General features: G+C 74.9%; 29 protein-coding genes. 8 read left to right on the top strand and 21 right to left on the bottom strand.

Annotated elements, in window-relative coordinates; genetic code table 11:
• Positions 1-5: 5 nt before the first annotated feature.
• Positions 6-1427 carry an amidase gene (locus ACZ5NJ_RS20970; protein ID WP_468766571.1) on the bottom strand — a complete coding sequence of 474 codons (1422 nt, stop codon included), beginning with the start codon at positions 1425-1427 and terminating at the stop codon, positions 6-8.
• 117 nt (positions 1428-1544) lie between these two features.
• Here ACZ5NJ_RS20970 and ACZ5NJ_RS20975 point away from each other — a divergent pair, with 117 nt between their 5' ends.
• The 3 genes from ACZ5NJ_RS20975 (at position 1545) to ACZ5NJ_RS20985 (ending at position 3664) form a co-directional block, all read left to right on the top strand.
• Positions 1545-2147 carry a TetR/AcrR family transcriptional regulator gene (locus ACZ5NJ_RS20975; RefSeq protein WP_468766573.1) on the top strand — a complete coding sequence of 201 codons (603 nt, stop codon included), beginning with the start codon at positions 1545-1547 and terminating at the stop codon, positions 2145-2147.
• An 82-nt stretch (positions 2148-2229) separates the two neighbouring features.
• Complete coding sequence (locus ACZ5NJ_RS20980) at positions 2230-3003, top strand: maleylpyruvate isomerase family mycothiol-dependent enzyme (RefSeq protein ID WP_468766574.1); 774 nt, start codon at positions 2230-2232, stop codon at positions 3001-3003.
• A gap of 139 nt (positions 3004-3142) precedes the next feature.
• Positions 3143-3664, top strand: a complete 522-nt coding sequence (locus ACZ5NJ_RS20985) for a DUF5133 domain-containing protein (protein WP_468766575.1) — start codon at positions 3143-3145, stop codon at positions 3662-3664.
• 109 nt (positions 3665-3773) lie between these two features.
• On the opposite strand, the gene ACZ5NJ_RS20990 is transcribed toward ACZ5NJ_RS20985, so the two are convergent.
• The 5 genes from ACZ5NJ_RS20990 to ACZ5NJ_RS21010 all read right to left on the bottom strand — a co-directional run bounded on the left by ACZ5NJ_RS20990 (position 3774) and on the right by ACZ5NJ_RS21010 (position 8421).
• A complete protein-coding gene (locus ACZ5NJ_RS20990; protein ID WP_468766576.1) occupies positions 3774-4982 on the bottom strand; it encodes a cytochrome P450 family protein in 1209 nt (402 codons plus the stop codon).
• A 160-nt stretch (positions 4983-5142) separates the two neighbouring features.
• Complete coding sequence (locus ACZ5NJ_RS20995) at positions 5143-5544, bottom strand: guanyl-specific ribonuclease (protein ID WP_468766577.1); 402 nt, start codon at positions 5542-5544, stop codon at positions 5143-5145.
• 415 nt (positions 5545-5959) lie between these two features.
• Positions 5960-6430 carry a MarR family winged helix-turn-helix transcriptional regulator gene (locus tag ACZ5NJ_RS21000; protein ID WP_468766578.1) on the bottom strand — a complete coding sequence of 157 codons (471 nt, stop codon included), beginning with the start codon at positions 6428-6430 and terminating at the stop codon, positions 5960-5962.
• Between the two features lie 80 nt (positions 6431-6510).
• Positions 6511-7497 (bottom strand): MASE1 domain-containing protein, encoded by a 987-nt coding sequence (locus ACZ5NJ_RS21005; RefSeq protein WP_468766579.1) that lies wholly within the window; start codon positions 7495-7497, stop codon positions 6511-6513.
• 48 nt (positions 7498-7545) lie between these two features.
• Positions 7546-8421, bottom strand: coding sequence for a PP2C family protein-serine/threonine phosphatase (locus ACZ5NJ_RS21010; RefSeq protein ID WP_468766580.1), 876 nt, complete (start codon positions 8419-8421; stop codon positions 7546-7548).
• A gap of 375 nt (positions 8422-8796) precedes the next feature.
• On the opposite strand from ACZ5NJ_RS21010, the gene ACZ5NJ_RS21015 reads away from it, so the two are divergent.
• Entirely contained in the window at positions 8797-10065 is a 1269-nt protein-coding gene (locus tag ACZ5NJ_RS21015; protein ID WP_468766581.1) for a serine hydrolase domain-containing protein, read from the top strand.
• A 25-nt stretch (positions 10066-10090) separates the two neighbouring features.
• On the opposite strand, the gene ACZ5NJ_RS21020 is transcribed toward ACZ5NJ_RS21015, so the two are convergent.
• Complete coding sequence (locus ACZ5NJ_RS21020) at positions 10091-10774, bottom strand: phosphatase PAP2 family protein (protein WP_468766582.1); 684 nt, start codon at positions 10772-10774, stop codon at positions 10091-10093.
• Positions 10775-10897: 123 nt separating this feature from the next.
• Positions 10898-11422 carry a GNAT family N-acetyltransferase gene (locus ACZ5NJ_RS21025; RefSeq protein ID WP_468766583.1) on the bottom strand — a complete coding sequence of 175 codons (525 nt, stop codon included), beginning with the start codon at positions 11420-11422 and terminating at the stop codon, positions 10898-10900.
• 163 nt (positions 11423-11585) lie between these two features.
• Here ACZ5NJ_RS21025 and ACZ5NJ_RS21030 point away from each other — a divergent pair, with 163 nt between their 5' ends.
• The 4 genes from ACZ5NJ_RS21030 (at position 11586) to ACZ5NJ_RS21045 (ending at position 14766) form a co-directional block, all read left to right on the top strand.
• The gene (locus ACZ5NJ_RS21030; RefSeq protein ID WP_468766585.1) at positions 11586-13163 is read left to right on the top strand and encodes an alpha/beta hydrolase; all 1578 of its coding nucleotides are present in this window, start codon (positions 11586-11588) and stop codon (positions 13161-13163) included.
• Between the two features lie 131 nt (positions 13164-13294).
• Complete coding sequence (locus ACZ5NJ_RS21035) at positions 13295-13462, top strand: hypothetical protein (RefSeq protein ID WP_468766586.1); 168 nt, start codon at positions 13295-13297, stop codon at positions 13460-13462.
• 118 nt (positions 13463-13580) lie between these two features.
• Positions 13581-14402, top strand: a complete 822-nt coding sequence (locus ACZ5NJ_RS21040) for a 3-hydroxybutyrate dehydrogenase (protein WP_468766587.1) — start codon at positions 13581-13583, stop codon at positions 14400-14402.
• Between the two features lie 67 nt (positions 14403-14469).
• Positions 14470-14766 (top strand): DUF1876 domain-containing protein, encoded by a 297-nt coding sequence (locus tag ACZ5NJ_RS21045; protein WP_468766588.1) that lies wholly within the window; start codon positions 14470-14472, stop codon positions 14764-14766.
• 98 nt (positions 14767-14864) lie between these two features.
• Here the strand turns inward: ACZ5NJ_RS21045 and hypE are convergent, their stop codons facing one another.
• From hypE to ACZ5NJ_RS21110, 13 genes are all read right to left on the bottom strand, one after another.
• Entirely contained in the window at positions 14865-15926 is a 1062-nt protein-coding gene (gene hypE / locus ACZ5NJ_RS21050; RefSeq protein WP_468766589.1) for a hydrogenase expression/formation protein HypE, read from the bottom strand.
• Complete coding sequence (gene hypD / locus ACZ5NJ_RS21055; RefSeq protein ID WP_468766590.1) at positions 15919-17091, bottom strand: hydrogenase formation protein HypD; 1173 nt, start codon at positions 17089-17091, stop codon at positions 15919-15921. Before hypD ends, hypE begins: the two co-directional genes overlap by 8 nt.
• The gene (locus ACZ5NJ_RS21060) at positions 17088-17387 is read right to left on the bottom strand and encodes a HypC/HybG/HupF family hydrogenase formation chaperone (protein WP_468766591.1); all 300 of its coding nucleotides are present in this window, start codon (positions 17385-17387) and stop codon (positions 17088-17090) included. Before ACZ5NJ_RS21060 ends, hypD begins: the two co-directional genes overlap by 4 nt.
• Positions 17356-19740: a carbamoyltransferase HypF gene (gene hypF, locus ACZ5NJ_RS21065; protein WP_468766592.1), complete on the bottom strand. Its 2385-nt coding sequence runs from the start codon at positions 19738-19740 to the stop codon at positions 17356-17358. Before hypF ends, ACZ5NJ_RS21060 begins: the two co-directional genes overlap by 32 nt.
• Positions 19740-20645 carry a hydrogenase nickel incorporation protein HypB gene (gene hypB, locus ACZ5NJ_RS21070; RefSeq protein WP_468766593.1) on the bottom strand — a complete coding sequence of 302 codons (906 nt, stop codon included), beginning with the start codon at positions 20643-20645 and terminating at the stop codon, positions 19740-19742. Before hypB ends, hypF begins: the two co-directional genes overlap by 1 nt.
• A 2-nt stretch (positions 20646-20647) precedes the next feature.
• Complete coding sequence (locus ACZ5NJ_RS21075) at positions 20648-21025, bottom strand: hydrogenase maturation nickel metallochaperone HypA/HybF (RefSeq protein WP_468766594.1); 378 nt, start codon at positions 21023-21025, stop codon at positions 20648-20650.
• Between the two features lie 103 nt (positions 21026-21128).
• A complete protein-coding gene (locus ACZ5NJ_RS21080) occupies positions 21129-21233 on the bottom strand; it encodes a DUF6893 family small protein (protein ID WP_468766595.1) in 105 nt (34 codons plus the stop codon).
• Positions 21230-21766: a hydrogenase maturation protease gene (locus tag ACZ5NJ_RS21085; RefSeq protein ID WP_468766596.1), complete on the bottom strand. Its 537-nt coding sequence runs from the start codon at positions 21764-21766 to the stop codon at positions 21230-21232. Before ACZ5NJ_RS21085 ends, ACZ5NJ_RS21080 begins: the two co-directional genes overlap by 4 nt.
• Positions 21763-23181, bottom strand: coding sequence for a hypothetical protein (locus tag ACZ5NJ_RS21090; protein WP_468766597.1), 1419 nt, complete (start codon positions 23179-23181; stop codon positions 21763-21765). Before ACZ5NJ_RS21090 ends, ACZ5NJ_RS21085 begins: the two co-directional genes overlap by 4 nt.
• Positions 23178-23873 (bottom strand): DUF6084 family protein, encoded by a 696-nt coding sequence (locus ACZ5NJ_RS21095; RefSeq protein ID WP_468766598.1) that lies wholly within the window; start codon positions 23871-23873, stop codon positions 23178-23180. Before ACZ5NJ_RS21095 ends, ACZ5NJ_RS21090 begins: the two co-directional genes overlap by 4 nt.
• Complete coding sequence (locus ACZ5NJ_RS21100) at positions 23870-24505, bottom strand: DUF5947 family protein (protein WP_468766599.1); 636 nt, start codon at positions 24503-24505, stop codon at positions 23870-23872. The genes ACZ5NJ_RS21095 and ACZ5NJ_RS21100 overlap by 4 nt, the downstream gene beginning before the upstream one ends.
• Entirely contained in the window at positions 24502-25029 is a 528-nt protein-coding gene (locus tag ACZ5NJ_RS21105) for a hypothetical protein (RefSeq protein WP_468766600.1), read from the bottom strand. Before ACZ5NJ_RS21105 ends, ACZ5NJ_RS21100 begins: the two co-directional genes overlap by 4 nt.
• On the bottom strand, positions 25026-26810 hold the full coding sequence (locus ACZ5NJ_RS21110) for a nickel-dependent hydrogenase large subunit (RefSeq protein ID WP_468766601.1): 1785 nt from the start codon (positions 26808-26810) through the stop codon (positions 25026-25028). The genes ACZ5NJ_RS21105 and ACZ5NJ_RS21110 overlap by 4 nt, the downstream gene beginning before the upstream one ends.
• Between the last annotated feature and the right edge of the window lie 16 nt (positions 26811-26826).

The following is a 26826-nucleotide window of genomic DNA, read 5'->3' on the forward strand; positions in this document are numbered from 1 at the left end:
AGACCTTAACCGGCGGGCCGGGGGTCGACGGGCGTCAGGACCCCGAGGCGGTCCTCGACCGCCTGGGCGGCGGCGAGGCACAGGTCCTCGCGGAAGGCCCGGCCGATGATCTGCACCCCGGAAGGGAGCCCGTCGCGCAGTCCGGTGGGGACGGCCACGGCGGGTACGCCGACGAAGCTGGTCGCGGTGCACAGGCGCATGCCGGAGGCGACGCGGTCGCGGCCCGCCCGGTCCCGCGACTCCAGGCCCGGCTCGACCGGCGGCTCGGTGAAGGAGGGGCCGAGCAGCAGCGGGTAGGCGTCGAGGAAGCCGGCCCAGGAGCGGCGCAGGTTCAGCCAGGTGCCCGCCAGCGCCACGAGTTCGGCGGCGGTGGCGGGCGGGGTGCGGTCCATGGCGAACCCGATGTAGCGGTCGCCGCCCTCGCCCAGGAGGGGGCGGACGGCGGGCCAGGCCGGGGCGAACTCGGTGAGGGTGAGGCGGTCGTAGGCGTCGAGGGTCTCGTCCAGCCGCGGGACGTCCGCGACCTCGCACACCTCGTACCCGGCGTCGGCGAGCGCGGCGGCCGCGTCGGCGACGGCGGCGCGGACGGCCGGGTGGACCCCCCGGCCTCCGGGGTCCGCCACCACGGCGACCCGCACGGGGCCGGGGAGCGAGGGCAGGTAGGCGGGGACGGGGACGGCCCTCGGGTCGCGGGGGTCGGTGCCGGCCAGCGCCTCGTAGGCCAGGCGGAGGTCGGCGACGCAGCGGGCGAACGGGCCGTCGGTGACGAGCGCCTGGGAGGCCGGGCCCGGGTCGTCGGGGCCGAGGACGCGGTGGTCGGCGGGGAAGCGTCCGGTGGTCGGCTTCAGTCCGGCGACCCCGCAGAACTGGGCCGGGACGCGGATGGAGCCGCCGGAGTCGTTGCCGAGGCCGAGGGCGGCCATGCCCGTGGCGACGGCGACCGCGTCGCCGCCGCTGGAGCCGCCGGGGGTGCGGGCGGGGTCCCAGGGGTTGGCGGTGTCGCCGAAGAGTTCGCTGCGGGTGTGCATCCCGGCGAGGACCAGGGTGGGCATGTTGGAGTGGCCGACGGGAATGGCGCCGGCGGCGCGCAGCCGGGCCACGGGGGGTGCGTCGGCCGGGGCGACCAGGTCGCGGAAGCGGGGGACGCCGAAGGTGGTGGGGACCCCTTCGACGGGGGTGGTCTCCTTCACCGTGAAGGGCACGCCGGCGAGGGGTCCGAGCTCCTCCCCGGCGGCCCGCCGGCGGTCCGTCAGGGCGGCGGTCTCGCGGGCCCGCGCGGCCATCGGCTGGGTGACGGCGTTCACCCGCGGGTTGACCTCGGCGATGCGTTCCAGGTGGCTCTCGACCAGCTCGGCGGCGGAGACCTCGCCGCCGCGCACGGCTGCCGCCTGTGCGGCGGCCGTCATCCGCCAGAGGGGTTCCGGCATGGTTCGTACGCTCCCGTCGTCGTTTCGATGCGCTTGCATCGGAACCCTATACGCCGAACCGATGCGAGCGCATCGAATAAGCTGGCGGGGATCGCGGCGGAGAGGGAGGCGGGGAACGTGCCCAGGCAGGTGGACCACGAGGAGCGGCGCCGGCTGATCGCCGAGGCGGTGTGCCGGCTCGCGGACGAGAGCGGGCTGGAGGGCGTGACCCTGCGCGACGTCGCCGGGCGGGCCGGGGTGTCCATGGGCGCGGTGCAGCGCTGTTTCCGCACCAAGGAGGAGATGCTCCTGTTCACCCTGGCGCACATCGGCGAGCGGATCGGCGAACGGGTGCGGGCCCGGCTCGTACGCACCCCGGCGCAGTCGCCCGCCTCCGCCCTGGGCCACGCGGCCACGGAGGTGGCCCTGCTGCGCGGGGAGCACCGCGCGGAGGCCCGGGTCTGGCTCGCGTTCGTGGCGCAGGCGGCGGTCAGCGCGCCGCTGGCCGAGACGCTCAGGGCGAACTACGCGTCCCTGGAGTCGATGTTCGCCCGGCTGCTGGCGGAGGCGGCCTCGGCGCGTCCCGGGGTCGTGCCCCTCGATGCGCGGCAGGAGGCTCGTACCCTGCTCGCCCTCGCCGACGGCCTCACCACCCACGTGCTCATCGGACACCTCGGCCCGCCCGCGGCCCAGGAGGTCCTCCACGCGCACCTGTCCCGGCTCTGGGAGCGCCCGGCCTGAGCCGAGCCGGTGGGAGGCCGCCGACCGGGCTGTGAAAGAGTGCCCGGGGCATCCATCCGACAGGCCAGAAGGGCCCACCAGCATGAACACAGCCGACCAGCCCGACCACCCGGCGGCCGTGGCGGCGGAGGCCGCCCGGTTCGCGGACCTGCTCCGCGGCGCCGACATGACGGCCCCCGTGCCCACCTGTCCCGGCTGGGACCTGACCGACCTGGCCCGGCACGCCGGCAGCGTGCACCGCTGGTTCTCGGTGCTGCTGCGGCAGCGCATCCAGGCGCCGCCGACCAGCCGGGACGTGGACCTGCGCCTGCCGGAGCGGCCGGAGGGGTACGCCGACTGGCTGGCCGAGGGCGCCGCCGAGGCGGCGGAGGTGTTCGCCGGCACCGACCTGGACGCACCCATGTGGGTGTGGGGCGCCGACGGCCACGCCCGCTTCTGGGTGCGCCGGATGCTCTTCGAGACCCTGGTCCACCGGGTGGACGCGGAACGGACCCTGGGGCTGCCCTCGGCCGTCGACCTCGCGCTGGCACGGGACGGGGTGGACGAGTTCCTCGCCAACCTGCCCTACGCCGCCCTCTTCGCGCCCAAGGTGGCCGCCCTGCGGGCACCGGACCGGAGCATCCGGTTCGAGTGCGCCGACACGGACGGCTCGTGGCTGGTCCGGCTGCGCCCGGACGGCTTCGGCGTGGTCCCGGACGGCGCCGGGGACGCGGACCCCGCCGACGCGGTGGTCAGCGCCCCGGCCGCCGACCTGCTCCTGCTGCTGTACGGCCGCCTGGACCGATCGGCGCCGACGGTCACGGCCGCGGGCGACGCGGAGCTGCTCGACCTCTGGTTCGCCAACTCGGAGTTCTGAGGGCGCCGGCGGGCCCGACCCGCGATGCGGATCGTCACCGGGTGTGTCAGCGTGGGAGCGGGCGTCCCGCGCGGGGCGGGCCGGCCTGACGTGCTTGTCGTCGTCGCGGTGCGCGGCCTCGGGCTGAAGGGATCCTCTCGTGGCGTCTCCTGGTGATCCGCCGTCCCCGGCCCTCCCGGTCGAGGTCGCTCCCGCACGGGGCGGGCCGCCCGGGGAGAGCCCGACCCACACCTGGGCGGTGGGCCTGCTGATGGCGGCGGCCCCCTGCTCGGTGCGCGAGGCGAAGCAGATCCTGCTGGCGGCGGCCGAACTGGCCCGCGTCACGGCGGTGGAGGTGGCGGCGGCGATGGTCGCCGGCACGCTCGGGATACCGATGCCCGTCCGGATCGAGCGGGCCCTGCGCCGGTCCCTGGAGGCGGCCCGCACCCCGCACCGCCCCGGGGCGGTCCAGTCCGTGGGCATCCTGCCGAGCCGGCTGCGCACCGAGGAGGTGCTGTCCCGGCTGCGCGGCTGCCAGGCCCGCCTGGCGGCCGCGCCCACGGACCCGGGCACACTGCGGGCGATGGACGACGTCGCCTACACCCTGTGCGTGCTGATGGGCCGCCCCAGCACGCACCAGGCGGTCCTGGCGGCGGAAGCGCACCTCGCGGCCGCCGAATAGCGGGCGCGCCTCTCGGCCGCCGCACAGGGGGCGCACCTCTCGGCCGCCGCACAACCGCATTCCCGGGGCCCCGCGGACGGGCCCCGCGGACGGGGCCCCGGGTGCCGGGTCACCAGGTGACGGGCAGCCGCTTCACACCGCGGATCAGCATGCCGGGGATCCACGGCAGCTTCGCCTCGTCGGCGTCGCCGGTGAGCTCGGGGAAGCGCTCCAGCAGCGAGCGCAGGGCGATGCGGCCCTCCAGGCGGGCCAGCGGGGCGCCGAGGCAGTAGTGCAGGCCGTGCCCGAAGGCGACGTGGCCGCGGGCGTCGCGGCGGATGTCGAAGCGGTCCGGGTCCTCGAACCGGGCCGGGTCCCGGTCCGCGTCGGCCATGGCGATCAGGACGGTGGAGCGCTTGGGGATCACCACCCCGTCCATCTCCACGTCCTCCAGGGCCAGGCGCTCGGTGCAGGTCTCCACCGGGCCGTCGTAGCGGAGCATCTCCTCGATCGCGCCGTCGAGCAGGCCGAGGTCCGCGCGCAGGTCGGCGAGCTGCTCGGGGTGGGCGAACAGCGCGCGCAGACCGTTGCCGATCATGTTGACGGTGGTCTCGTGGCCGGCGATGAGCAGCAGGACCGACATGCCGATCAGCTCGGACGGCGAGAGCCGGTCCCCGCCCTCGTCGACGGCGTGGATCATCGCACTGAGCAGGTCCTCGCCGGGCTCGGCGCGCTTGGCGTCGATGAGGCCGCTCAGGTAGGCGATCATCTCCTCGTACGCGGCGGCCTCGGCCTCCGGGCTGGTGCGGGCGACCGCTTCGTTGGACCAGGCGCGGAAGGCGTCGCGGTCCAGGCCGGGCACGCCGAGCAGCTCGCAGATGACGGTCATCGGCAGCGGGAAGGCCAGGGCCTCCAGGAGGTCGGTCCGGCGCTCCTCGTTCGCCTCCATGGCGTCGAGCAGTTCGTCGGTGATCTGCTGGATGCGGGGCGCCAGTTCCTCGATCCGGCGCGGGGTGAACGCCCGGGCCACCAGGCGGCGCAGCCGGGTGTGGTGCGGCGGGTCGGCCATGAGCATGTGGGCCAGCGCCGGGTTGTCCTGCTCGACGTTGATGATCTGGCTGATGTCGCCGGAGCGGAGCCAGTCACGGCTCAGCCGCGGGTCGTTGAAGGCCGTACGACAGGCCTCGTACCCGACGACCAGCCACAGCTCCTCGCCGTCCGGCGTGCGGACGTGGTGGACGGGTCCGCGGTCGCGGAGCCGGGCGTAGACCGGGTACGGGTCGCGGACGAAGTCCGGACTCAGTTCCAGCAGGTCCACTATCTCGGTCCCAAGCGCCATTGCAATCCCCCTGAATGCATGTGTTGCCGTGCACGGTCACACGCCGATGCGTGTGCACCCCACACAGTAGTCATGAACCGGCCGGGGCGGGCGGCCGGACCCTTCCCCGCGCGGCCCGGCGGCTGCGGGGGGAAGGGTCTCGGGGCGTTCTCCGCCCTTGTCAGCAGCCGAAGTTGACGCGGCGGAACGTGGCGTAGTGGTCGGCGGTGTAGTAATCCTCCTGGTACTGCTGCCCGGTGACGATCCGTCGGGCCCCGCGCGTCGACGCACCGGGGGTGATCACCGTGTACTCGTGGTAGTAGCCGGTGCTCTGCGCCGGCAGGACGCGCTCGCGGTTCTGGAAGACGATGCCGTCCTGGGAGTACGGGAACGGGCCTCCCTGGTCGATGAGTCCGAGGGTGTCGTACGCCTCGTCGGGCAGGGCGGAGTAGCAGACGCTGCCGACCGCGGCGACGGCGGCGGGCGCGGAGGCCGGGGCGGCGGTGGCGGCCTGACCGGTGAACAGGGTGGCGGCGACGGCGGCCGCGGCGGCCAGGGCCGCGAAACGTGGGGGAATCCTCATGCGCCCCACACAACGCGCGTAGAGCGGGGTGCGTCAACGCCAACTCGACGGTATTTCCCGCCTGTTCACCGAGGTGGCACCGGGTGCGGCCCGAACTCCCCCGGCGCTTAAGGCGCCGTTCCCCTGAGGGCACCGCTCCGCTTCGCGGCGGGGGCGGTCAGCGCACGTCCGGCGCGGTCGTGACGGCGACGGCCGTGCTGCGCCGCCCCGCCGGGGTCGACGCGGTGCGGGGCGCGGCGGTGTGGATGCCGTACCTGACGGCGTACGGAGCGCTGAGCGGAGAGCCGACCCCCTACCGGGTTCGCACTCGGGATGCCCGCGCTGAACACCCGCCCGGTACGGACGGCGCGGCACCGACCCGTCCGGTACGGACGGCGCGGCTCCGGCCGCCCGGCGCCGCGCCCCCCGGGGCCGGTCAGGCGTCGGCGGGGTGGTCCGTGCCGCGGTCCTCGGGGAGGCCGGTGCCGCCCAGGCGGGTGAGCAGTCCGCTCAGCTCGCCGATGTCGCCGCCGGCCCACTCCGGCCCGCCGAAGACGTCGGCGGCCACCTGCTCGGCGGCCTTGAGGGCGTCCCCCAGCCGCTCCCGTCCGGCGTCGGTGAGGGCCGCGTACGCCACGCGGGCGTCGCGGGCGTCGGCCTCGCGCACCACCAGCCCTATCCGCTCCAGGGGCGCCAGTCCCCGGGTCACGCCCGAGGCCGTGAGCCCGAGCGCTCCGGCGAGGTCGACCCGTCGCATCCGGCCGCCCTCGGCCCGCCCCAGGTGCAGCAGCACCAGGAAATCGGCGAGGCTGACCCCGAACAGGGCACCCAGCCGGGAGTCGAACCGTCGCACCAGGGCGGTCTGGGCCTTCACCAAGCGCAGGGACACATCCAGCGCATCACTCATTGCTACCTCCTTGACCCCTCAAGCATATGTGAGAAACTTGAGGAGTCAAGGAGTGGTGCAGCAACCGGCCGCCCGCACCCCTACAACCGGCCGGGCGGGCCGCCGTCCGCGCCGTCCGGGGTCAGGTGGGCGACGACCTCGGCGAGTTCCTCGCACGCCTCCTCGATCTTCAGCCGGACGTTGTTCTGCTCGGTGACCAGGGCCGCCAGCAGCAGCCCGGTCAGCGCCGCCGCGCCGTTGAGGGCCTGGAGGTTGACCATGAGCTCCAGCAGGCTGCGCCCGGTGAACGGGCCGGCGTGGTCGGTGGCCGCCCAGATCGACAGGACGGACACGAGCAGGGCGCACGGCGCCGCCCCGGCCAGCTGGAAGCGCACCGCGGCCCAGATGATCAGCGGGAAGACCAGGAACAGCAGGGAGAGGGTGCTGTGCGTGGCGACGACGGTCGTGACGGCGGTCGCCGCCATCAGGGCCGCCGCCTCGGCCACGCGCAGGGGGGCGCGCGGCAGCCCGCCCCCGGGGAAGGCCAGCAGCAGCGGGGTCACCAACAGCACCCCCATGGCGTCCCCCGCCCACCAGGCCGACCAGGTGGGCCAGAAGCTGCTCATCGGCAGGTTGCCCGTCAGCACCAGGGTCCAGGCCCCCGCGGTCGCGCTGATCAGCATCGGGACCAGCCCGCCCAGGAAGACCAGCGCCAGCCCGTCGCGCAGCCGGTCCAGCTCGGGACGGAACCCGGCCCGGCGCAGGAGCAGCAGGGCGCACACCGGGGCCAGGACGTTGCCCGCCACGATGCCCAGGTCGGCGGGGTGGAACGCGGCGATCGCCTCGATGGCCAGGTACGTCCCGAGGGCGAATCCCGGCCAGACCCGCAGGCCGAACCGGAGCAGCGCGGCCACGGCGATGCCGGTCGGCGGCCACAGGGGGGTGACGACCGCGCCCGCGACCACGACCTGCCGCAGCAGGCCCAGCCGTCCGGTCGCGTAGTAGGCGGCGGCGACGGCGAGGACCAGCAGGAGCGTTCCGCACGTACGGCGCCATGGCCACGTACGGCGCCGTTGCAGGGTGCGCACCACAGCATCAGACAACAGCCCGGGCCCCCCGCCCCGGTGTGACACGCGTCAGCCCCCCGCGGCGGCGGCCCCGCCGCGGCCGTCCGGTTCCTCCGGGGCCTGCGCCCCGGGGCCGTCGTGACTGAGGACGAGCACCGCGGCGTCGTCGGCGTGGCCGGTGGAGTCGGCCACCTTCATCACCTCGGCGGCCAGCTCGTCGGGGTCGCCGCCCGCCGCCTCGCGGACGATGCGCGACACCCGCTCCAGCCCCGCCTCGATCGGGAACGAGGGCCCCTCCACCACGCCGTCGGTCAGCAGCACGATGGACCCCGCCGCCGTCAGCCGGCGCCGCGTGACCCCGTACCCGGACCCGGGGGCCAGGCCCAGCGGCGGCCCGCCGGCGTCCTCGGCGATGCCGTGGCGTCCGTCGACGGTGGCCCAGACGGCGGGGACGTGGCCGGCGCGGGCTCCCTGGAGCTCGCCGGTGGACGGGTCGTAGCGCAGCAGGCTGCACGTGGCGAACAGTTCGCAGTCCATCGAGAGCAGGACGTCGTTGGCCCTGCCCAGCACCTCCCCCGGGTCGGAGACCACGGCCGCCACGGCGCGCAGGCACACCCGTACCTGCCCCATGAAGGCGGCGGCCGCGACGTCGTGCCCCTGGACGTCGCCGATGGAGAAGGCGAGGGAGCCCTCGGGCAGCCGGAAGCCGTCGTACCAGTCGCCGCCGATGTCCAGGCCGTGCTGGGCGGGCGCGTACCGGGCCGCGGTCCGCAGCCCCGGCAGGACGGGAAGGGAGGCGGGCAGCATCTCGCGCTGGAGGGCCTGGGCCAGCTCGACCCGGGCGTGGTGCAGCTGGGCGCCCTCCCGCGCCTGGGCGGTGAGCCGCCCCAGCGTGCTCAGCAGATCGGCGCTGGCCGGCCGGGGGTGCCGCCGGCGCGGGGTCACGGACCACTCCCGGGTACGTCCATCTGCCTCTCTGCTCCCGCTGTGTGCAAGACCCCGGCACATCATATTTCGGCTCGGCTCCGCCCGCCCGGCGCCGCGGGGGCCCGCCGGGGCCGGCCCGGTCCCCCGGTGCCGGCCCCCGCCCCGCCCGGGCCCTCCTCCCCGGGGCCCGGCGGACTCCGCTCCCGCACGGACCGGACACTCCGGCCCGGAACGGGGCATCCCGCGCCGGGAGCCTCGTACGAAGGGACAACGACTTTCGGCCGCGCGGGCGGTGACGGAACCTCAGGCGGCCCGCGGGGCGTCGGTAGGGTCGTGATCACCCCGGCCGACCCCCGGGGGCCCGGAACCGCACCCACCGAGCCGAGGAGCAACGTGCCCCTGTCCGCGAACCGCCGTCCCCTGAACCGACGTCTGGCCGTCGGTGCCGCCCTGCTGGCCGTGGTCGCCGGTGTGGCGCCCGCCACCGCCGCCCAGGCCGCGGCCGCCCCCTCCGCCGAGGCCCTGCGCACCGCCGCCGGGCCGGCCCTGCCGGCGGCGGACATGGAGGCCGTCGACCAGGCGCTGCGCAACACCCTCGCCGCCGGGGCCCCGGGCGCACTGGCCCGGATCACCGAGGGCGGCCGCGTCCTGAGCGCGACGGAGGGCGTGAGCGACAAGGCCACGGGCGCGGCGATGGACCCCCGGGCCCGTTTCCGGATCGGCAGCGTCACCAAGACCTTCTCCAGCGTCGTGCTGCTCCAGCTGGTGAACGAGAAGAAGATCGAGCTGGACGTCCCGGTCAACCGCTACCTGCCGGGACTCCTGCCCGACGACCGGATCACCGTGCGCCACCTGCTGACCCACCGCAGCGGGCTCTCGGACTACACGAACGCCATGTTCGACAAGACCGTGCCCGGCTTCGAGGCCGTCCGCAACCGGGTGTTCACCTACCAGGAGCTGGTGAACCTCTCGCTGGCCGAGCCCAGGACGACCGAGCCGGGCGTCTCCTACCAGTACTCGAACACCAACTTCGTGGTGGTCGGCATGCTCATCGAGAAGGCCACCGGCAACCCCGTGGGCAAGGAGTACGACCGCCGCATCATCAAGCCGCTGAAGCTGCGGGACACCGCGTACGTGCACCCCGGCACGCAGATCTCCGGGCCGCACACCCACGGCTACCTCACCCCGGACGAGGCGGGGGCCCCGCTGGTCGACTCCACCGAGCAGACGGTGTCGTGGGCGCAGTCGGCCGGTGCGATGATCTCCAGCCCGGCGGACCTCGGCACGTTCATGTCCGCGCTGGTGGGCGGCAAGCTGGTGGCGCCGAAGCTGCTGGACCAGATGCTCACCATGACCCCGACGGACGCGGCCGGGACCCGCTTCTACGGGCTGGGCCTGCGCCGCTACGACCTGTCCTGCGGCACCTCGGTGTACGGGCACACGGGTACGGTGCAGGGCTTCTACACCTACGCGTTCACCACGCGCGACGGCAAGCGCAGCATGACGGCCATGGCGAACACCTCGAACCGGGGCGTCGCCAACACGGCTCTCGGCGCCACCCTGGAGGGGGCGTTCTGCGGCAAGAAGCCGGCCGCCGCCAAGGCCCGCGGCTTCGCGTCCGCCCCGGCCGACGTGGACCTGCCGGAGCGCGACGTCCGCTGACGGCCTTCCGCCGGGGCCGGCCTGCCTAGGCCGGTTTCCGGCGGATGTACCAGCGGGCCGTGAGGACGGCGAGGGCCAGCCAGGCCGTGGCCAGGAGCCAGCCGGCGATCACGTCGGAGAGCCAGTGCACCCCGAGGTAGACACGGGTCAGGCCCACCGCCGCGCCCCAGAGGAGGACCGGCGCGGCGGCGGGCAGGGGTGGACGCCCGCCGTGGCGCAGGGCGAGGGCCACGAGCAGCAGTCCGGCGGTCAGCGCCCCCGTCGTGGCGTGACCGGACGGGAAGGACCAGTTCTCGGCGTGGACCGCCCAGTCGGCGGCCGGGGGCCGCGGCCGGGCGAAGGCGTACATCAGTCCGCGCCGGACGGCCTGACCGGCGGCCAGGCACAGCACGAACCCGGCGACGGCCGTGACCCGCTGCAGGGCGGTGCGGCCGGCGTACAGACCCGCCAGGACGACCAGGGCGTACGGCGGGATCCCGGTGCCGGTGTCCGTGATCGCGCGGGCCACGGTCAGCGCGGCCGGCGGCCGGTGCGCGGCGGACCAGGTGTGCGGGCCGGTGTCGAAGGGCAGCGGCCCGGTCGGCGCCAGGACCATCCACAGCGCCAGCAGCGCGAACCCGGCCGAGGCGGCGAGGGCCACCCGGGCGGCCGGGCCGACGCCCCGCGGGGGGCCCGGCCGCCGCCGTCGGTCGGGGACGGGTTCGGCCATGTGCGCCGCCTCTCACGGTCCGGGGCGGGGGCGGAGCGGGCGGGATCCCGTCGCGCCTCCCCGGGGTACGGGGTCCCCCGCACTGTAGCCGTGACGGGTGGGGCTCCTGGGGAGGAGCCGCCGTCAGAGACCGATCCAGTAGCGGCGCTTGGGGCCGACCAGGGTCTCCCGTACGTCCTCCAGTACGCCTCCGGCCCGCTCGATCGTGCGCCGCGAGGCCGCGTTGCCGGGGTCGCAGGTCAGCAGGACCCGGTCCATGCCCATCAGGCGGGCCTCGTGCAGGACCTCGCCGAGCGCCCAGCCGGCCAGTCCGCGCCGGCGGGCCGAGGGGCGGACGCTGTAGCCGATGTGGCCGCCGGCGTCGAGGAGGAAGGCGTTGAGGTAGTGCCGCAGGTCGATGGCGCCCAGGTAGGTGTCGCCCTCGCTGATCCACCAGTACGTGGCGTGGACGCGGCCCTGCTCCACCGGCGCCGTGCGGTCCGCCTGGCGGCGCAGGCGCTCGGTCCAGGCCGCGAAGCCCCCGGGGGTCTCCACCTCGTCGGCGGAGCCCAGTCCGGCGCCGTCCATGTGGGCGTCGGGTCCCCATTCGGCCTGTGCGTCGAGCCAGGAGGCGTGCAGGTGCGGGGAGGGGGCGATCAGTGCGGGCATGCCCCGACCGTAACAGTCCGATCATCGGAGTGTTCAGCTTCGTGGGGGCCCCGCCCCGGCCGCCCGCGCCCACCCCGGGGGATCCGGCCGGAGACCGATCGGATAGTTTGCCACCCGTTTGCCCGGCGGCACCGAAGCCGCCCGCGTCCCCAGGAGCTCCCGCATGCCCCACCCCCTGCGCCGCCCCGCGCGGACGGCCGCACTGGCCGCCGCCGCGCTGCTGGCGGTCCCCGCTCTGGCGGCCTGCGACGGCGGGGCCAAGGCCCCGGCGGCGATGAAGCCCCCGGCCCCCGCGACCGCCCCCTCCCCCGGCGCGGCCGCCGCGCTGCCCGCCGCCCTGACCGGGCAGAAGCCGGCCTGGTCCCCCTGCCCGGCGCCCTCCGTGGCGCAGGGCGGCGGCAAGGCCCCCGGCGGCGACTGGGAGTGCGCGACGATGAAGGCGCCCCTGGACTACGCCAAGCCCGACGGCGAAACCCTGGACGTGGCGCTGATCCGCAGGAAGGCCACCGCCGCGGACAAGCGCCTGGGCTCGCTGGTCTACAACTTCGGCGGCCCCGGCGCCTCCGGCGTCAAGACGCTCCCGAAAGCGGCGAAGGACTACGAGAAGCTGGGCGCCGTCTACGACCTGGTCAGTTTCGACCCGCGCGGCGTCGGCAACACCGCCGCCGTGATCTGCCTGGACGACAAGGCCCTGGACGAGGGGCCGGGCCCCTCCGACGCCGACCCGCTCGCCCCCGTCCGCACATACACGCAGGCGTGCCGGCGCAATTCCGACAAGGTCCTCCCCCACGTCGGCACGGCCGACACCGCGCGGGACATGGACCTGATGCGCCAGGTGCTCGGCGACGCCAAGCTGAACTACTTCGGCATCTCCTACGGCACCCAGCTGGGCGGCGTCTACGCCCACCTGTTCCCGAAGAACGTCGGCCGTACCGTCTTCGACGCCGTGGTCGACCCCACCTCCGACGAGCTCCAGGCGGGCCTCAACCAGGCCAAGGGGTTCCAGCAGGCGCTGGAGCACGCCATGGAGTTCTGCCGGGACAAGTACGCCGCCAAGTGCCCCACCGGCGCCGGCGCCGACGAGGGCAACCGCCGGATAGGCGAGCTGCTGAAGAAGCTGGAGACCCGGCCCGCCACCACCAGGAGCGGACGCGCGCTCACCTCCGACCAGGCGCTCACCGGCATCGCCGCCACCCTCTACGACAAGCGGACCTGGGACTACCTCGTCCAGAGCCTGGCCGAGCTGCAGCTGCGCGGCACCGGGAACAACCTGCTCGCCATCGCCGACGCCTACAGCGGGCGGGACGCGGACGGCCACTACGACAACACCGACGCCGCCCACACCGCGATCGGCTGCGCCGACACCGGCCGCCGCTACACGGTGGAGGAGATGCGCGCCCAGGAGCCGGCCTTCCGTTCGGCCTCCCCGGTCTTCGGGCCGTCGATGGCCAAGGGCCTGCTGGTCTGCACCGACTGGCCGGTGCGCGGCACGTCCGACCGGCCCCAGGTGGCCGCCGAGGGCGCGGCCCCGATCCTCGTCATCGGCAACACCGGCGACCCGGCCACCCCCTTCGAGGGCGCCAAGCGGATGGCCGACGCGCTCGGGCGGGGCGTCGGCGTCAACCTGACGGTGAAGGGCGAGGGGCACGGGGTCTACGGCTCCGACGCCTGCGCGACCAAGGCGGTCGACGCGTTCCTCGTCGACGGCACCGCGCCGGCCGACGGGACCGTCTGTTCCTGAGTTCCGCTTTGCCCCCTGTTCCGGCGTTTGCCCCGGCGCCCGTACCGACCTGTGTTCGGGTGCCGGGATTCCGCCACCTACACTTGTGCCGCCCGGCCGCCGGTGCCGGCTTCAGGGGAGCGACGTCCTAAGTGAGCAGCACCAGCAGTGAAGCGCCGATCTACGACCGGCTCGTACGCGAGCGCGGCGATGTTCCGGGTCAGGTCCGCCGTGAGGCGGAGGAGATCCTCCACCACCTCGCCCAGGTGATGGCGGGCCGGCCCCCGTCGGGCGGCCTCCAGGGCTGGCGCCACCCGTAACGGGCCCCTCCCCCCTCGCCGCCGGTCCGCCGGTGGCGCTCGCCCCCATGGGCTGCGGGCGGAGTGTGGGGGCGGCACACATCGGCAGAGGGCGCCGGGGATCCCTACCGTTCGGAGCATGACGAGCGGATCTTCCAGCATCGCGTCCGACGGCACCGGGTCCGGCCGGACGGACGGTCACGGCCCGGCGGACGGTCACGGCCCGGCGGGCCGGGTGGCCCTGGTCACCGGGGGCGGCAGCGGTATCGGGCGCGCCTGCGCCGTGGCGCTGGCCGGCGCCGGTGCCTTCGTGCACGTCGTGGACGTCGACGCGGAGGCGGCCCGGGCCGTGGCCGCGCGGATCGGCGGGACGCCCCACACGGCCGACCTCGCCGACCCCGCCGCCGTCGACTCCCTGCCGGCCGCCGTGGACATCCTGGTCAACAGTGCGGGGCTGCAGCACGTCGCGGCCATCCAGGAGTTCCCGCCGGAGCGGTTCGAGCTGATCCAGCGGGTGATGGTGCACGCCCCGTTCCTGCTGCTGCGCCGGACACTGCCGCACATGTACGGGCGCGGCTGGGGGCGGGTGGTGAACATCTCCAGCGTGCACGGGCTGCGCGCCAGCGCCTTCAAGTCCGGCTACGTGGCGGCCAAGCACGCCCTGGAGGGACTCAGCAAGGTCACCGCGCTGGAGGGCGCCCCGTACGGGGTGACGAGCAACTGCGTGAACCCCGGCTACGTCCGCACCCCGCTGGTGGAGCGGCAGATCGCCGCCCAGGCCGAGGCCCACGGCATCCCCGCCGAGCGGGTCGTCGAGGAGGTCCTGCTGCGCGGCTCCGCCATCAAGCGGCTGATCGAGCCGGAGGAGGTGGCCGCGGTGGCCCTGTGGCTGTGCGGCCCGCACACCGGGCACGTCACCGGGGCCTCGCTGCCGATGGACGGCGGCTGGACCGCCGCCTGACCCGCTGTGCCGGCGGGCCGCCCGGGGGGATCCTGGGAGCGGGGGCCGGACACGGAGGAGGCAGGCCATGACACACGCCGAGGAGTGGAGGGTGGACCTCTACCTCGTGGAGGAGGGCGGCACCACCAGGGCCCGGGCCGTACTCGACAACGGGCGGACCACGATCACCGGCAGCGGCCGGGCCCGGTGCAATCCGCAGGACGTGGACGTCCCCGCCATCGGTGACGAGCTGGCCGCGAGCCGGGCGATGCGCGACCTGTCGGCGCGGCTGATGCGCGCCGCCGACCGCGACCTGGCCGCCATGGGCGCCGTTCCCGTCCCGCCGCGCACCGGCTACGGGTGGCCGGACGACGCCCGCCCGTAGCGGCGGCGGGAACGGGCGCCGGGGCCCTGTCGGCGGATCCCGCCGACGCGATCCGGTCGGCGGATCCCGGTCGGCGGATCCCGGTCGGCGGATCCCGGTCAGCAGATCCGTGGCAGCTGTTCCCCCAGCGGCAGGTCCACCACGCGGGTGCCGCCGAGGCCGGTGCGGGCCACGACCAGGCCCGGATGGGCTTCGACGGCCTCGCCGACGACCGCCGCGTTCCGGCCCAGCGGGTGCGCCCGCATGGCGTCGAGGACCGCTTCGGCGTGTTCGCGGGGGACGAAGGCGACCAGCTTGCCCTCGTTGGCCACGTAGAGCGGGTCGAGGCCGAGGATCGCGCAGGCGTTGGCCACGGCCGGCGGGACGGGGACGCGTCCCTCGTGCAGGACGACACCGGTGCCCGACGCGGCCGCGATCTCGTTGAGGGCGGCCGCGAGCCCGCCCCGGGTGGGGTCGCGGAGCACGTGCAGGTCGGGGGTGACCGCGAGCATCGCCCGGACGAGGCCGCCCAGGGCCGCGCAGTCGCTCTCGACGTCCACGGCGAACTCCAGCCCCTCCCGGACGCTCATGATCGCCACCCCGTGCAGGCCGATCTCCCCGCTGACGATGACGACGTCACCGGGTACGACGCGCTGCGGGCGCAGGTCGACCCCGTCCGGGATCAGGCCGATCCCGGCGGTGTTGACGTAGATCCCGTCCCCGTGGCCCGCTTCGACGACCTTGGTGTCGCCGGTGACCACCTCCACTCCGGCGGCCCGCGCGGCCGCTCCCATGTCCTGGGCGACGCGGGCGACGGTGGCCGTCTCGACGCCCTCTTCGAGGATGAAGGCGCAGGACAGGTAGGCGGCGTCCGCCCCGCTCATGGCCAGGTCGTTGACGGTGCCGTTGACGGCGAGCCCGCCGATGCCGCCGCCCGGGAAGAACAGCGGGCGCACCACGTAGGAGTCGGTGGAGAAGGCCAGCCGGACCCCGCCGAGGCGCAGGGCGGCGGAGTCGCCGAGCTGGGCGAGGGTCTCGCCGCCGAACGCCGGCGCGAACAGGTGCTGCACCAGTTCCGCCGAGAGGGCTCCGCCGCCCCCGTGGCCCATCACCACGCGGGGCCGGTCGCGCAGGGGCGCCGGGCAGGTCCAGCCGGTGACGTCGAGCGTGGTCTCAGACAACGGGGCTCGCCTCCAGCGGGGCGGTCGGGTCGGTGGGCTGGGCCGGGGGCGCGGCAGGCCGGGCCTGCGGGGGCCCGAGCTCCAGGCGCCGGTAGAGGTAGTACGCGGCGCAGGCGCCCTCGCTGGAGACCATGGTGGCGCCGAGCGGGTTGCGCGGGGTGCACAGGGCGCCGAAGGCCTCGCACTCGTGCGGTTTGATCAGCCCCTGGAGCACCTCCCCGCTGCGGCAGGCGGCCGGTTCGCGAGTGGTGATGCCGGTGACGGAGAAGCGGTGTTCGGCGTCGTACTCCCGGTACCGCTCGGAGAGCCGCCAGCCGCTGTCCGGGATGACCCCGATGCCGCGCCAGGCCCGGTCGGTGACCTCGAAGACGTCCTCCAGCATGGCGAGCGCGGCCGGGTTGCCCTCGGGGCGGACGGCGCGCGCGTAGGCGTTCTCGACGGTGTGCTCGCCGCGTTCGAGCTGCCGTACGGCCCGCCGTACGCCTTCGAGGATGTCGAGCGGTTCGAAGCCGGTGACGACGATGGGGACGCGGTGGCGGGCCGCGAGGCCGGGGTACTCGGCCGTGCCCATGACGCTGCACACGTGCCCGGCGGCGAGGAAGCCCTGGACCCGGCAGCGGGGCGAGCGCATGATCGCCTCGATCGCCGGGGGGACGCGGACGTGGGAGACGAGCAGGCTGAAGTTGGTGATGCCGAGCCTGCGGGCCTGGTGGACCGTCATCGCGTTGGGCGGGGCGGTGGTCTCGAAGCCGATGCCGAAGAAGACCACCTGGCGGTCCGGGTTCTGCCGGGCCACCTTCAGGGCGTCCAGCGGCGAGTAGACCACGCGGACGTCACCGCCCTCGCCGCGCACCTGGAAGAGGTCGCGGCCGGTGCCGGGGACGCGGAGCATGTCCCCGAAGGAGCAGAAGATCACCTCGGGGCGGGAGGCGATCTCCAGGGCCTTGTCGATGACCTCCAGCGGGGTGACGCACACCGGGCAGCCGGGCCCGTGGATCAACTCGATCTCGTCGGGGAGCAGTTGGTCGATGCCGTGCCGGATGATGGTGTGGGTCTGCCCGCCGCACACCTCCATGAGCGCCCAGGGGCGGGTGACGGTGGAGCGGATGTCGTCGAGGAGCCTGCGGGCGAGGGCGGGGTCCTGGAACTCGTCGATGTACCTCACCGCCGGGCCTCCGTTCCGTCGTCGAGCCGAGCGGCCTCGGCCTGTTCCCAGGGGTCGCCGAACTCCTCCTGGAGCATGCCGAGTTCGGCGAACAGGTCGAGGGTCTTGCGGGCCGACTCCTCGTCGAGCCGCTGGAGCGCGAAGCCCACGTGCACGATGGCGTACTCGCCCACGCGGAGGTCCGGGAGGTACTCCAGGCACACCTCCTTCTGCACGCCGCCGAAGTCGACGGTGGCCATGCGGGTGCCGTCCCTCTCCCCGATCTCAAGCACTCTGCCGGGTACCGCCAGGCACATGGGCCTCTCCTCGTGATGGGTGGTGTGCGGTGGTGGCGGCCGCGGCCGCCACCATGAGCTGGCCGAGTGCCAGTCCGCCGTCGTTGGGCGGCACCCGGCGCTGGCGCAGGACGGTGAACCCCCGGGCGCGCAGCGTGCGGGCGCACGCGGAGGACAGGAGGGTGTTGCAGAAGACCCCGCCGGTCAGGGCGACGGTGTCCAGGCCGTGTCCGGCGCGGGCGAGTTCGCAGAGGTCGGCGACCAGGTCCGCGACCGCGGTGTGGAAGCGGGCGGCGATGAGCGCCGGAGCCGCGCCCGCCCGTACGTCGGCCGCCGCGGCGGCCAGGACGGGAGCCGGGTCGGCGACGACCGGACCCCGCGCATCCGGGGCGGGCAGGCGCAGGCCGAAGGCGTACGCGCGGCGGTCCGCGGGCGCCCGCAGGGCGGCGGCCTCCAGCTCGACGGCGGCCTGGGCCTCGTAGCCGGCGTACTGGCAGACGCCGGCCAGGGAGGAGACGGCGTCGAAGAGCCGGCCCATGCTGGAGGTGGGCGCGCAGTTCAGGTCTCGGGCCAACTGTGTTTCCAGTACGCGGAGTTCACCGGCCGGACAGGCGGCGACGCAGGGCAGGTCCGGTGTCCGGGCGAGGCCGGCGGCGCGCAGGTGGGACACGGCCATGCGGTAGGGGCGGCGCACGGCCGCGTCGCCGCCGGGCAGCGGGACGTAGGCGAGGTGGGCGAAGCGGGTGTAGCCGGCGTAGTCGGCGAGGAGGACCTCCCCGCCCCACACCGCGCCGTCGTCCCCGTACCCGGTGCCGTCGAAGGCGACGCCGATCACCCGGCGGGTGCCGTCGTGCCCGTGTTCGGCCAGCGCGGAGGCGATGTGGGCGTGGTGGTGCTGGACGGGGACCAGCGGGCGGCCCGCCGCGTAGTCGCGGGCCCAGCGGCCGGAGCGGTAGCCGGGGTGGCGGTCGGCGGCCAGCAGGGCGGGGCTGACCCCGGTGAGGGCCGACAGCTGCCGCTGCGCGTGGGCGAACGCGGTCTGCGTGGCCAGGTCGTCCATGTCGCCGATGTGGGCGGACGGCCAGGCGCGGCGGCCCTCGCCGAGGCAGAAGGCGCTCTTGAGGTCGCCGCCGGCGGCGAGGGTGGCGGGGACCGGCAGGGGGAGGGTGAGCGGCAGCGGGGCGTAGCCGCGCGAGCGCCGCAGGAGCAGGGGTTCGCCGTCGCAGATCCGGACGACGGAGTCGTCGCAGGGGACGTGGATGGGGCGGTCGTGGGTGAGCCAGGCGTCGGCGAGGTGCGCGAGGCGCTCCAGGGCCTCGGCGTCGTCGGTGACGATGGGTTCGCCGGAGAGGTTGCCGCTGGTCATGACGAGCAGCCGGGGGCCGGGCGGGTCGCCGGGCAGGCCGAGCAGCAGGTGGTGGACGGGGGTGTACGGGAGCATCACGCCGAGGTCGGGGCTGCCCGGGGCGACGGCGTCCGCCAGGCCCTCGGCGGGCGCGGCGGCGCGGCGGCGGAGCAGGACGATGGGGCGGACGGCGCCGGTGAGCAGCTCCCGCTCCCCGGGGCCGACGTCGGCGAGCCGCTCGATGTCGGTGAGGTCGCGGGCCATGAGGGCGAAGGGCTTGTCGCCGCGTTCCTTGCGGCGCCGCAGCGCGGCCACCGCGGCGGCGTTGCCGGCGTCGCAGGCCAGGTGGTAGCCGCCGAGCCCCTTCACCGCGAGGACGGCGCCGTCGGACAGCAGCCCGCGGGCCCGTGCGACGGGGTCGGCGGTGGTCTCCTCGCGGGGCGGGCGCCCGGTGAGCAGTCTGAGGCGCGGGCCGCAGGCCGGGCAGGCGACGGGCTGGGCGTGGAAGCGGCGGTCGGCGGGGTCGGCGTACTCGCGGGCGCAGTCGGGGCACATCGGGAAGCGGGCCATGGTGGTGTGGGCGCGGTCGTAGGGCAGCCCGGTGACGATGGTGAAGCGGGGTCCGCAGTGGGTGCAGGTGATGAAGGGGTGGCGGTGGCGGCGGTCGGCCGGATCCGCGAGTTCGGCGAGGCAGTCGGCGCAGGTGGCGGTGTCCGGGGAGACCAGGGTGCGGGGCGGGCCGCCGGTGCGGGAGGCGACGATGGTGAAGCCGGCGCCGCCCGCGAGGGGGACCGTGCGGTGGTCGACGGTGTCGACGACGGCCAGGGGCGGCGCGTCGGCGGCGAGGCGCTCGCAGAACGCCGCCACCGCCGACGGGGGTCCCTCGACCTCGGCGACCACGCCCTCGGGGGTGTTGGTGACGTGGCCGGCCAGGCCGAGGGTGGTGGCGCGGGTGTACACGTACGGGCGGAAGCCGACGCCCTGGACCACGCCGCGCACCGTCACGCGGCGGCGTTCCGCGGCCTCCATCAGCGGGGGCCGGCCGTGGTGGCGGGGGCCGGGTGGGGGTGGGGGTGCGGGTGGGGGTGGGGGTGCGGGTGGGGGTGGGAGTGCAGGTGGGCGTGTGGGTGGGCCGGTGCCGGGGGCGCCGCGGGGCCGTCCGCCGCCGGGCCCTGCGCCGCTTGCGCGGGCCGCGCCGCGGGACCCGCCTGCGGGGGCGCGTCGTCGTGGACGTGGGCGGCCCGGGGCTGCCGGGACATCACCGGGGTGTGGGGGCGCGTGCCGCCCGCGATGGCCAGGGCGTGGTCGAGGAGGAGGCCCGTGCCCTCGGCGGAGCGGGAGGAGGTGCGCAGGATCCGCACCCCGGGGTTGACCCGCAGGACGTTCGCGCGGAAGGCCGCCTCGTCGAACTCGACGGCCTCGGCGATGTCGGTCTTGGTGATGACCACCAGTTGGGCCAGCCCGAAGGCGGTCGGGTACTTCAGGGGCTTGTCCTCGCCCTCCGTCACCGAAGCCAGCACCACGCGCAGGGACTCGCCCAGGTCGTAGGAGGCCGGGCAGACCAGGTTGCCCACGTTCTCGACGAACAGGAGGCGGGTGTCCGGGGGGAGCCAGTCGTCCAGGTGGCGGCCGAGCATGTGCGCTTCGAGGTGGCAGAGGCCGTCGGTGAGGACCTGCTTGACCGGGACGCCCGAACGGGCCAGCCGGGTCGCGTCGTTCTCGGTCGCCAGGTCGGCCGTCAGCGCGGCCACGCGCACGCCCCGCTTCCTGGCGAGCGTCAGTTCGCGTTCCAGCAGCGCCGTCTTCCCGCTGCCGGGGCTGGAGAGCAGGTTGACCACCGCCGTTCCGCGGGCGGCGAGTCCGGCGCGCAGCGCCTCGGCGGCGCCGTCGTTCTTCGCGAGCACCGCTTGGCGCAGTTCGACCTCTCGGCACATGGTCAGGCCTCCTCGGGAATCGGTTCGAGGGCGTCGTCCCAGACCACGCGGAGGATCCGCAGTTCGCGCCCCGAGAGGAGCTCCACGGGGGTGGCCTTCCGGCAGCCCGGGCAGGACAGGTCGGGGGGCATGCCGACGGCCCACTCCCCCGCGCAGGTCGCACAGCGGGCGCGGGCGGCCACGGTGCGGGTGACGAGCTCGGCGCCTTCGAGGGGCGTCGCGGTGCAGGCCAGTTCGAAGGAGAAGGCCAGTGCGTCGGGGACGACGCCGGCCAGTTCCCCGATCTCCAGCTCCACGCGGCTCACGGAGCGTGCCGCTCCGGCCTGGGCCGCCTCCGCCACCTGGTCCACGACGGCCATGGCGATCGACATCTCGTGCATCGGACTCCGTCCTGCCGGGCCTCATTACAGCGGCAGGACCACGGCGCGGGGGGCGGGCGCGCCGACGCGCCGCCCGCCCCGTACTCCGTTCGGACGCGGGGCGTCACATGCGGCGGATCCGCAGGTAGCGCCTGATGTCGGGGAACGTCTGCGCGAGTACGGCGGCCGCGGCCAGGGCCGCGGCCGCGCAGAAGACGGCCTTCTTCATGGGGTTCTCCTCAGTTCGCACCGGTCGCTTGTCTCCGGCCCGGGCTCCGTCTCCCGGTCCGTCAGGAGGTCCAGCAGCATCCGTACGGCTCCCGGTACCGCGGCCGCCACGGGGGCGCTGAGCCCGATGCCCTCGTCCACGCGGGCCGGTTCGCAGCCGACGACGTACGTCCGCCGGGGCGGGGTGGTACCGGTGCCGGCGCACAGGGTGCCCAGCAGGCCGAGGACCGCGTCGGGGGACATGTGGTGGCCGTCGAGGACGGGGCGGCCGCCGCCCTGTGGGGCGGAGCCGGGCGCCTCGATCAGGTACAGGGTGCCGGGGTCGCCGCCGCGCTCGGTGGCGTCGACCAGGACGAGGGTGTCGTAGCCGTCCAGGAGCTGGTAGGCCAGGTGGACGCCGCGCACGCCGAAGTCGGCCACCTCCACGTGGCCGGGCAGGGCGTGCGCGGACAGGGACCGCACCGTCTCGACGCCGAACCCGTCGTCGCCGAGGAAGACGTTGCCGATGCCCGCGACCAGGACCCGGCCGCTCACGGCCCCGCCAGCGGGGTGACCTCGTCGGGCTGGAAGTACAGGAACCGGCCCTGTTCGCGGCGGATGTCCGCGCCCGGGTCGCCCTCCACGGTGACGGCGAGGTGCACTCCCCCGTCGACGTCGTGCAGGACCGCCTCGACGTGGGCGGCGCGGCCCTGGAGGAAGAGGTCCTGGGCGTCGGTGCGCCGCAGGCCGGGGCGGAGCGTCACGCGGCTGCCGGGGCCGACAGGGACGCCGTCGACGAGCACCCGGTCGGGTCCCGGTTCCGCGGGGGCGCTGCCGGCCGGGTCCCACCAGGGGGTGCCGGGGCTGAACAGGGCGTCCAGGGCGGCCTCTTCGGGCGGTGCCCCGCCGGTGGCCGCGCGCAGGGAGCGCACCGCTCCGTGCAGCCGTTCCAGCACCTCGGGCGGCAGGGATTCGGCGAGGTCGACGACGGCCGCGGCGCGGGGGTCCGTACCGCGCGCCTCGCGCTTCTCCTCGTCGGTGAGGGCGGCGGTGCGCAGGGCGAGGATCTCGTCGATCTCGGTGGCGTCGTACATCGCGCCGGCGCTCTCGGGGGCGATGGCCGGGTGGTCCTCCAGGATGATCGGGGAGGAGAGGACCACGTCGGCGCGGCCGTCCTCGCCGGCGAGGACCGGCCAGGTGTGGAGGTTCGCGCAGGCGGCGACGGCGGCCCGGGCCCATTCGGGCGGGTCGGTCATGGACAGGAAGGAGCCCGGGGTGAGGCCGAGCAGCAGGTGGGCGGCGACGAGGGAGCGGGGCAGGGCCTCCTCGCGGGCCGCGGCCGCGTCCGGGGCCCAGGGGCTGGTGTTCTCCACCACGGCCGTGAGCTTCAGCACCCGGTAGGGGCCGCCGAGTTCCTCGGCGTGCAGGCGTACCACCCCCTCGACCTCCCGCGTGCGCCGGACGAGACGGCCGACGGTCCGGCCCCGGTCGTCGAGCACCGGCTCCACGTCCTCGCGGGCCGGGCGGGCGAAGGGGAGGACGACCTCCTTCTGCGTCAGTTCCGGCACCGCGACGCGCAGTTCGACGCGTTCCTCGGTGCCCTCGTCCCAGGGGACGAGGACCCGATCGGCCAGGTGGAGTTCGGTGGTGTCGGCGAACGTGCCGTCGTCCAAGGCCCGTTGGACGGTACGGCGCTGTGCGTGCAGGAAGCGCAGTTCGAGGGAGAGGGTCGCGGCGCCGCGCGGCTCCATGAGGACCTCGGTGCGCTGGAGGCTGTGTTCGCCCTGGACGGGGGCCCAGGCCGGCGGAACGAGGACGCCGAACTGCCAGCGCATCCGGTTCTTGGCGGCGGAGGCCCGGTAGGGGTAGAGGACGTAGCCCTCGAAGAGGACGGCGTCGGCCACCTGGCGGGCCGACTCGAAGCGGCGGCTCGGGCGTTGGGCGGTGGCCGCGGGGGCCGTGGTGGTCATGGGGCCGCCCTCTCGGTGACGCGGGGCGCGGGCGCTCCCGGCAGCGGGAGCGCCGCGGGCGCGGGTTCGGCGGCGTCCAGCAGGGCGCGCAGGGTGGCCTCCCAGGAGGCGAGGGCGTGGCGGGAGCGGTAGGAGAGCAGTTCGGCCATGGTGTCGCGGGGCAGCCGCAGCCAGCCGCAGCCGGGGAAGTGCTGCTCGACCATCTCGTGCCACACGGCGACGGGCATCCGGTACGCGGCTTCGCGGTCCCAGGGCACGGGCGCGACGCGGAATCCTCCGGCCCCGGTGAAGACGGTGCCGGAGAACAGCAGGAGCAGCGGGACCTCTCCGTCCCGGAGGGCGTTGAAGTACCGGGTGGAGGCGACGTCCATGTCGTAGGTGCAGGGGACGACGAGGTCGGTCTCGGTCTCCCCGGTGAACCCGGGCACCAGCAGGCCGACCTGGGCGAACTGCACGGGCCGCAGGGTGGTGCCCCAGCGGGAGCGGTCGCCGAACAGGTCGGCGAGGGCCTCGGCCTCGTCGGTGGCGTACCCGCGCCGGGCCGGTTCGATGCGGATCTGGCAGCGCAGGGCGAGGGCGTGGACCCGGGTGTCGGGGGCCGCGGCGGTGATGCGCAGCCGCAGGACGAGGGTGGGGCCGGCGGCGTACGGGTCGGCGCGCACCCCGGTGCAGGCGAAGGTGAGGTCCGTCATGAGGGGCGGGCCTCCGCGAGGACCTTGGCGCGGCTCTCGACGTGGGCGAAGAGGGTGTCGAGGGCGGCCCGGGCCTCGGCTCCGCCGTCGAAGCCGCGCCACAGCAGCCGCATCCGGCCGACCAGTTCGTAGCAGAGGTCGATCGGGACGAGGTGGCAGGTGGTGCGGCCGGGTGCGTGGCGGAGCAGGAGGGCCTCCACGTCGGGTTCGAGGAGTCCGGCGAGCCGTCCGCCGCCGAGGACGGACTGCCAGGTGTCGGGGTCGAGTTCGCTCTCGGTGGCGCCGGCCGGGCTGGGGTAGAGGGCGACGAGGCGGCCGAGGGCGGCGTTGCGGAAGAGGAAGGCCACGCCGACGGGGATGCGCAGCCGTTCCCAGTCCGCGTCGTCGAGCCGGTGGCCGGGGTCGGCGAGGTAGCGGTCGGGGACGGCGCGGTAGCGGCCGGTGCGGGTGCCCGGCCGGTCGAAGAGGAGGGCGCAGGCGGTGCAGGCGCACACCAGGGCCCGCTTCTCGGTCTCGACCAGGTGGCGGTGGCCGTCCGGTGGCACGGGTGTCCCGCACAGTTCGCAGCTCTCGGGCCGGGGCGGCCGGGGGCCGGTGAAGCGGCGCAGCCCCCCGGCGCGGGGGCCCGTCACGGCACCCGGGCCGGGGTGGGCGGGCGGGTGCCGATCTGGAGCAGGGGCGCCGGGGGCGCGGCCGTCTCGATGTCGACGCCGGTGACCTCGGGGGCGAAGCAGGCCAGGGCGTCTTCGAGGGCGGTGCGGGTGGTGTCCGCCGCACCGGAGCCGCAGCCGCAGCCGGAGGCCGCGGCGGGAGCGGTGCGCAGCCGCAGTACTCCGGTGGCCCGGTCGAAGCCGAGCGGTTCGACGGGGGTGTCCGCGGTGCGCAGGGCCCGTCCGATGCGGGTGTCGACGTCGTCGGGGTGCAGGTTGTGCAGGGTGAGCAGGCTCGCGACGAGGTCGTCGTCCAGGAGCGGGGCGAGCGCCGGGGCGCCGAGCCGCTCGGTGATCCGGGCCAGGCCGGCCCCGTAGAACTCCATGAGGACGCGGACGAGTTCCTCGGCGGCCGCGCAGGCGGCGCGGTCGCCGGAGTCGGCCAGCCGGTCGAGGACCTCCTCGACGCGGGCTCCGGCCCGCCGGGCGTCGGCGGCGGCGCTCATCCGCCCAGTCCGCTCAGGCCGGTGGGGACGTGCATGGTCTTCACGGTCTTCCCGCCGCCGACGTACATGTGGACCCCGCAGGGCAGACAGGGGTCGAAGCTGCGCACGGCGCGCATGATGTCGATGCCCTTGAAGTTCTCCGGGGGGTTCTCCTCGAAGATCGGGGTGTTCTGCACGGCGTCCTCGTAGGGGCCCGGGGTGCCGAAGGTGTCGCGGGTGCTGGCGTTCCAGGGGGTGGGCGGGTAGGGGTGGTAGTTGGCGATCTTCCCGTCGCGGATGACCATGTGGTGCGAGAGCACGCCGCGGACGGCCTCGGTGAAACCGACGCCGATGGACTCGTCGGGGACCTCGAACTTCTCCCAGGTCTGGGTGCGTCCGGCACGGACCTCGGCCAGGCCCTTCTCGGCGCAGTGCAGGGCGATGGCGGCCGCGTACGCCTGGAAGTAGGTGCGGGCGCGGTTGCGCTCCAGGGCGTTGGACCACTTCGGGATCTTCCACTCGAAGGTGGTCTCCGGCTTGGTCATGGTACGCGGCAGGGTGATGACCACGCTGTGGCCGGTGGCCTTGACGTAGCCGACGTCGACGAGCCCGGACAGGGCGGTGGACCACAGGCGGGCGATGGGGCCGCCGCCGGTGTCGAGCGCCAGGTGGTCCTTGCCGTCGAACCAGCGCGGGGACATCACCCAGCTGTACTTGTCGTCGAAGTTCCGCTTCTGCGGGGCGGGGATGGTGTGCTGGTTCCAGGGGTGGCGGGGGTCGACGGGGTTGCCGAGGGGGTCGTGGGTGACGAACTGCTCGCGGCCCTCCCAGTCGTCGTAGTACGAGCTGCCGAGCAGGATGCGGATGCCGAGGTTGATCTCGGTGAGGTCGTTGGTGACCAGTTTGCCGTCGACGACGACGCCCGGGGTGACGAACATCTTCCGTCCCCAGTCGGTCATGTTGGCGTACGTGAAGTCGCAGTGCTCGGGGTCGTTGAGGGCGCCCCAGCAGCCCAGCAGCACGCGGCGGCGGCCGACCTCCTCGTAGCCGGGGAGGGCCTCGTAGAAGAAGTCGAACAGGTCGTCGTGGAGCGGGACGACGCGCTTCATGAACTCGCAGTACCGCATGAGGCGGCTCATGTAGTCGGTGAACAGCTGCACGGAGGCGATGGTGCCGACGCCGCCGGGGTAGAGGGTCGAGGGGTGCACGTGGCGGCCCTCCATCAGGCAGAACATCTCGCGCGTGTACCGGCTGACCTGGAGGGCCTCGCGGTAGAACTCGCCCTCGATGGGGTTGAGGGAGCGCATGATGTCGGCGATGGTGCGGTAGCCGTGGTCGCCGGCGTGCGGGGCCTCGGTGCGCTCGGCGAGTTCGAGGACGCCGGGGTTGGTCTCGCGGACCATCTTCTCGCAGTAGTCGACCCCGACCAGGTTCTCCTGGAAGATGTTGTGGTCGAACATGTACTCCGCAGACTCGCCGAGGTTGATGATCCACTCGGCGAGGTGCGGCGGCTTGACCCCGTAGGCCATGTTCTGGGCGTAGACGGAGCAGGTGGCGTGGTTGTCCCCGCAGATGCCGCAGATGCGGCTGGTGATGAAGTGCGCGTCGCGGGGGTCCTTGCCGCGCATGAAGACGCTGTAGCCGCGGAAGACCGACGAGGTGCTGTAGCACTCGGCGACGCGCTTCTGCTTGAAGTCGATCTTCGTGTGGATGCCGAGGCTGCCCACGATCCGGGTGATCGGATCCCAGGCCATCTCGACCAGGCCGCTGCCGTCGCCGGCCGCGTTCGTCTTCGGTGCCATCGTCTGTGCCGTGACC

Source organism: Streptomyces sp. NPDC032091, assembly GCF_055580265.1.

Excerpts from the sequence above, each read along its gene's own strand:
- ACZ5NJ_RS21060 (WP_468766591.1), bottom strand. The coding sequence starts at position 17,387 with ATGTGCCTGGCGGTACCCGGCAGAGTGCTTGAGATCGGGGAGAGGGAC.
- hypB (WP_468766593.1), bottom strand. The coding sequence starts at position 20,645 with ATGTGCCGAGAGGTCGAACTGCGCCAAGCGGTGCTCGCGAAGAACGAC.
- ACZ5NJ_RS21000 (WP_468766578.1), bottom strand. The coding sequence starts at position 6,430 with ATGAGTGATGCGCTGGATGTGTCCCTGCGCTTGGTGAAGGCCCAGACC.
- ACZ5NJ_RS21105 (WP_468766600.1), bottom strand. The coding sequence starts at position 25,029 with ATGAGCGCCGCCGCCGACGCCCGGCGGGCCGGAGCCCGCGTCGAGGAG.
- ACZ5NJ_RS20990 (WP_468766576.1), bottom strand. The coding sequence starts at position 4,982 with ATGGCGCTTGGGACCGAGATAGTGGACCTGCTGGAACTGAGTCCGGAC.
- ACZ5NJ_RS21045 (WP_468766588.1), top strand. The coding sequence starts at position 14,470 with ATGACACACGCCGAGGAGTGGAGGGTGGACCTCTACCTCGTGGAGGAG.
- ACZ5NJ_RS21090 (WP_468766597.1), bottom strand. The coding sequence starts at position 23,181 with ATGACCACCACGGCCCCCGCGGCCACCGCCCAACGCCCGAGCCGCCGC.
- ACZ5NJ_RS21080 (WP_468766595.1), bottom strand. The coding sequence starts at position 21,233 with ATGAAGAAGGCCGTCTTCTGCGCGGCCGCGGCCCTGGCCGCGGCCGCC.
- ACZ5NJ_RS21075 (WP_468766594.1), bottom strand. The coding sequence starts at position 21,025 with ATGCACGAGATGTCGATCGCCATGGCCGTCGTGGACCAGGTGGCGGAG.
- hypF (WP_468766592.1), bottom strand. The coding sequence starts at position 19,740 with ATGGAGGCCGCGGAACGCCGCCGCGTGACGGTGCGCGGCGTGGTCCAG.
- ACZ5NJ_RS20980 (WP_468766574.1), top strand. The coding sequence starts at position 2,230 with ATGAACACAGCCGACCAGCCCGACCACCCGGCGGCCGTGGCGGCGGAG.
- ACZ5NJ_RS20995 (WP_468766577.1), bottom strand. The coding sequence starts at position 5,544 with ATGAGGATTCCCCCACGTTTCGCGGCCCTGGCCGCCGCGGCCGCCGTC.
- ACZ5NJ_RS21025 (WP_468766583.1), bottom strand. The coding sequence starts at position 11,422 with ATGCCCGCACTGATCGCCCCCTCCCCGCACCTGCACGCCTCCTGGCTC.
- ACZ5NJ_RS21110 (WP_468766601.1), bottom strand. The coding sequence starts at position 26,810 with ATGGCACCGAAGACGAACGCGGCCGGCGACGGCAGCGGCCTGGTCGAG.
- ACZ5NJ_RS21030 (WP_468766585.1), top strand. The coding sequence starts at position 11,586 with ATGCCCCACCCCCTGCGCCGCCCCGCGCGGACGGCCGCACTGGCCGCC.
- ACZ5NJ_RS21095 (WP_468766598.1), bottom strand. The coding sequence starts at position 23,873 with ATGACGGACCTCACCTTCGCCTGCACCGGGGTGCGCGCCGACCCGTAC.
- ACZ5NJ_RS21040 (WP_468766587.1), top strand. The coding sequence starts at position 13,581 with ATGACGAGCGGATCTTCCAGCATCGCGTCCGACGGCACCGGGTCCGGC.
- ACZ5NJ_RS21020 (WP_468766582.1), bottom strand. The coding sequence starts at position 10,774 with ATGGCCGAACCCGTCCCCGACCGACGGCGGCGGCCGGGCCCCCCGCGG.
- ACZ5NJ_RS20970 (WP_468766571.1), bottom strand. The coding sequence starts at position 1,427 with ATGCCGGAACCCCTCTGGCGGATGACGGCCGCCGCACAGGCGGCAGCC.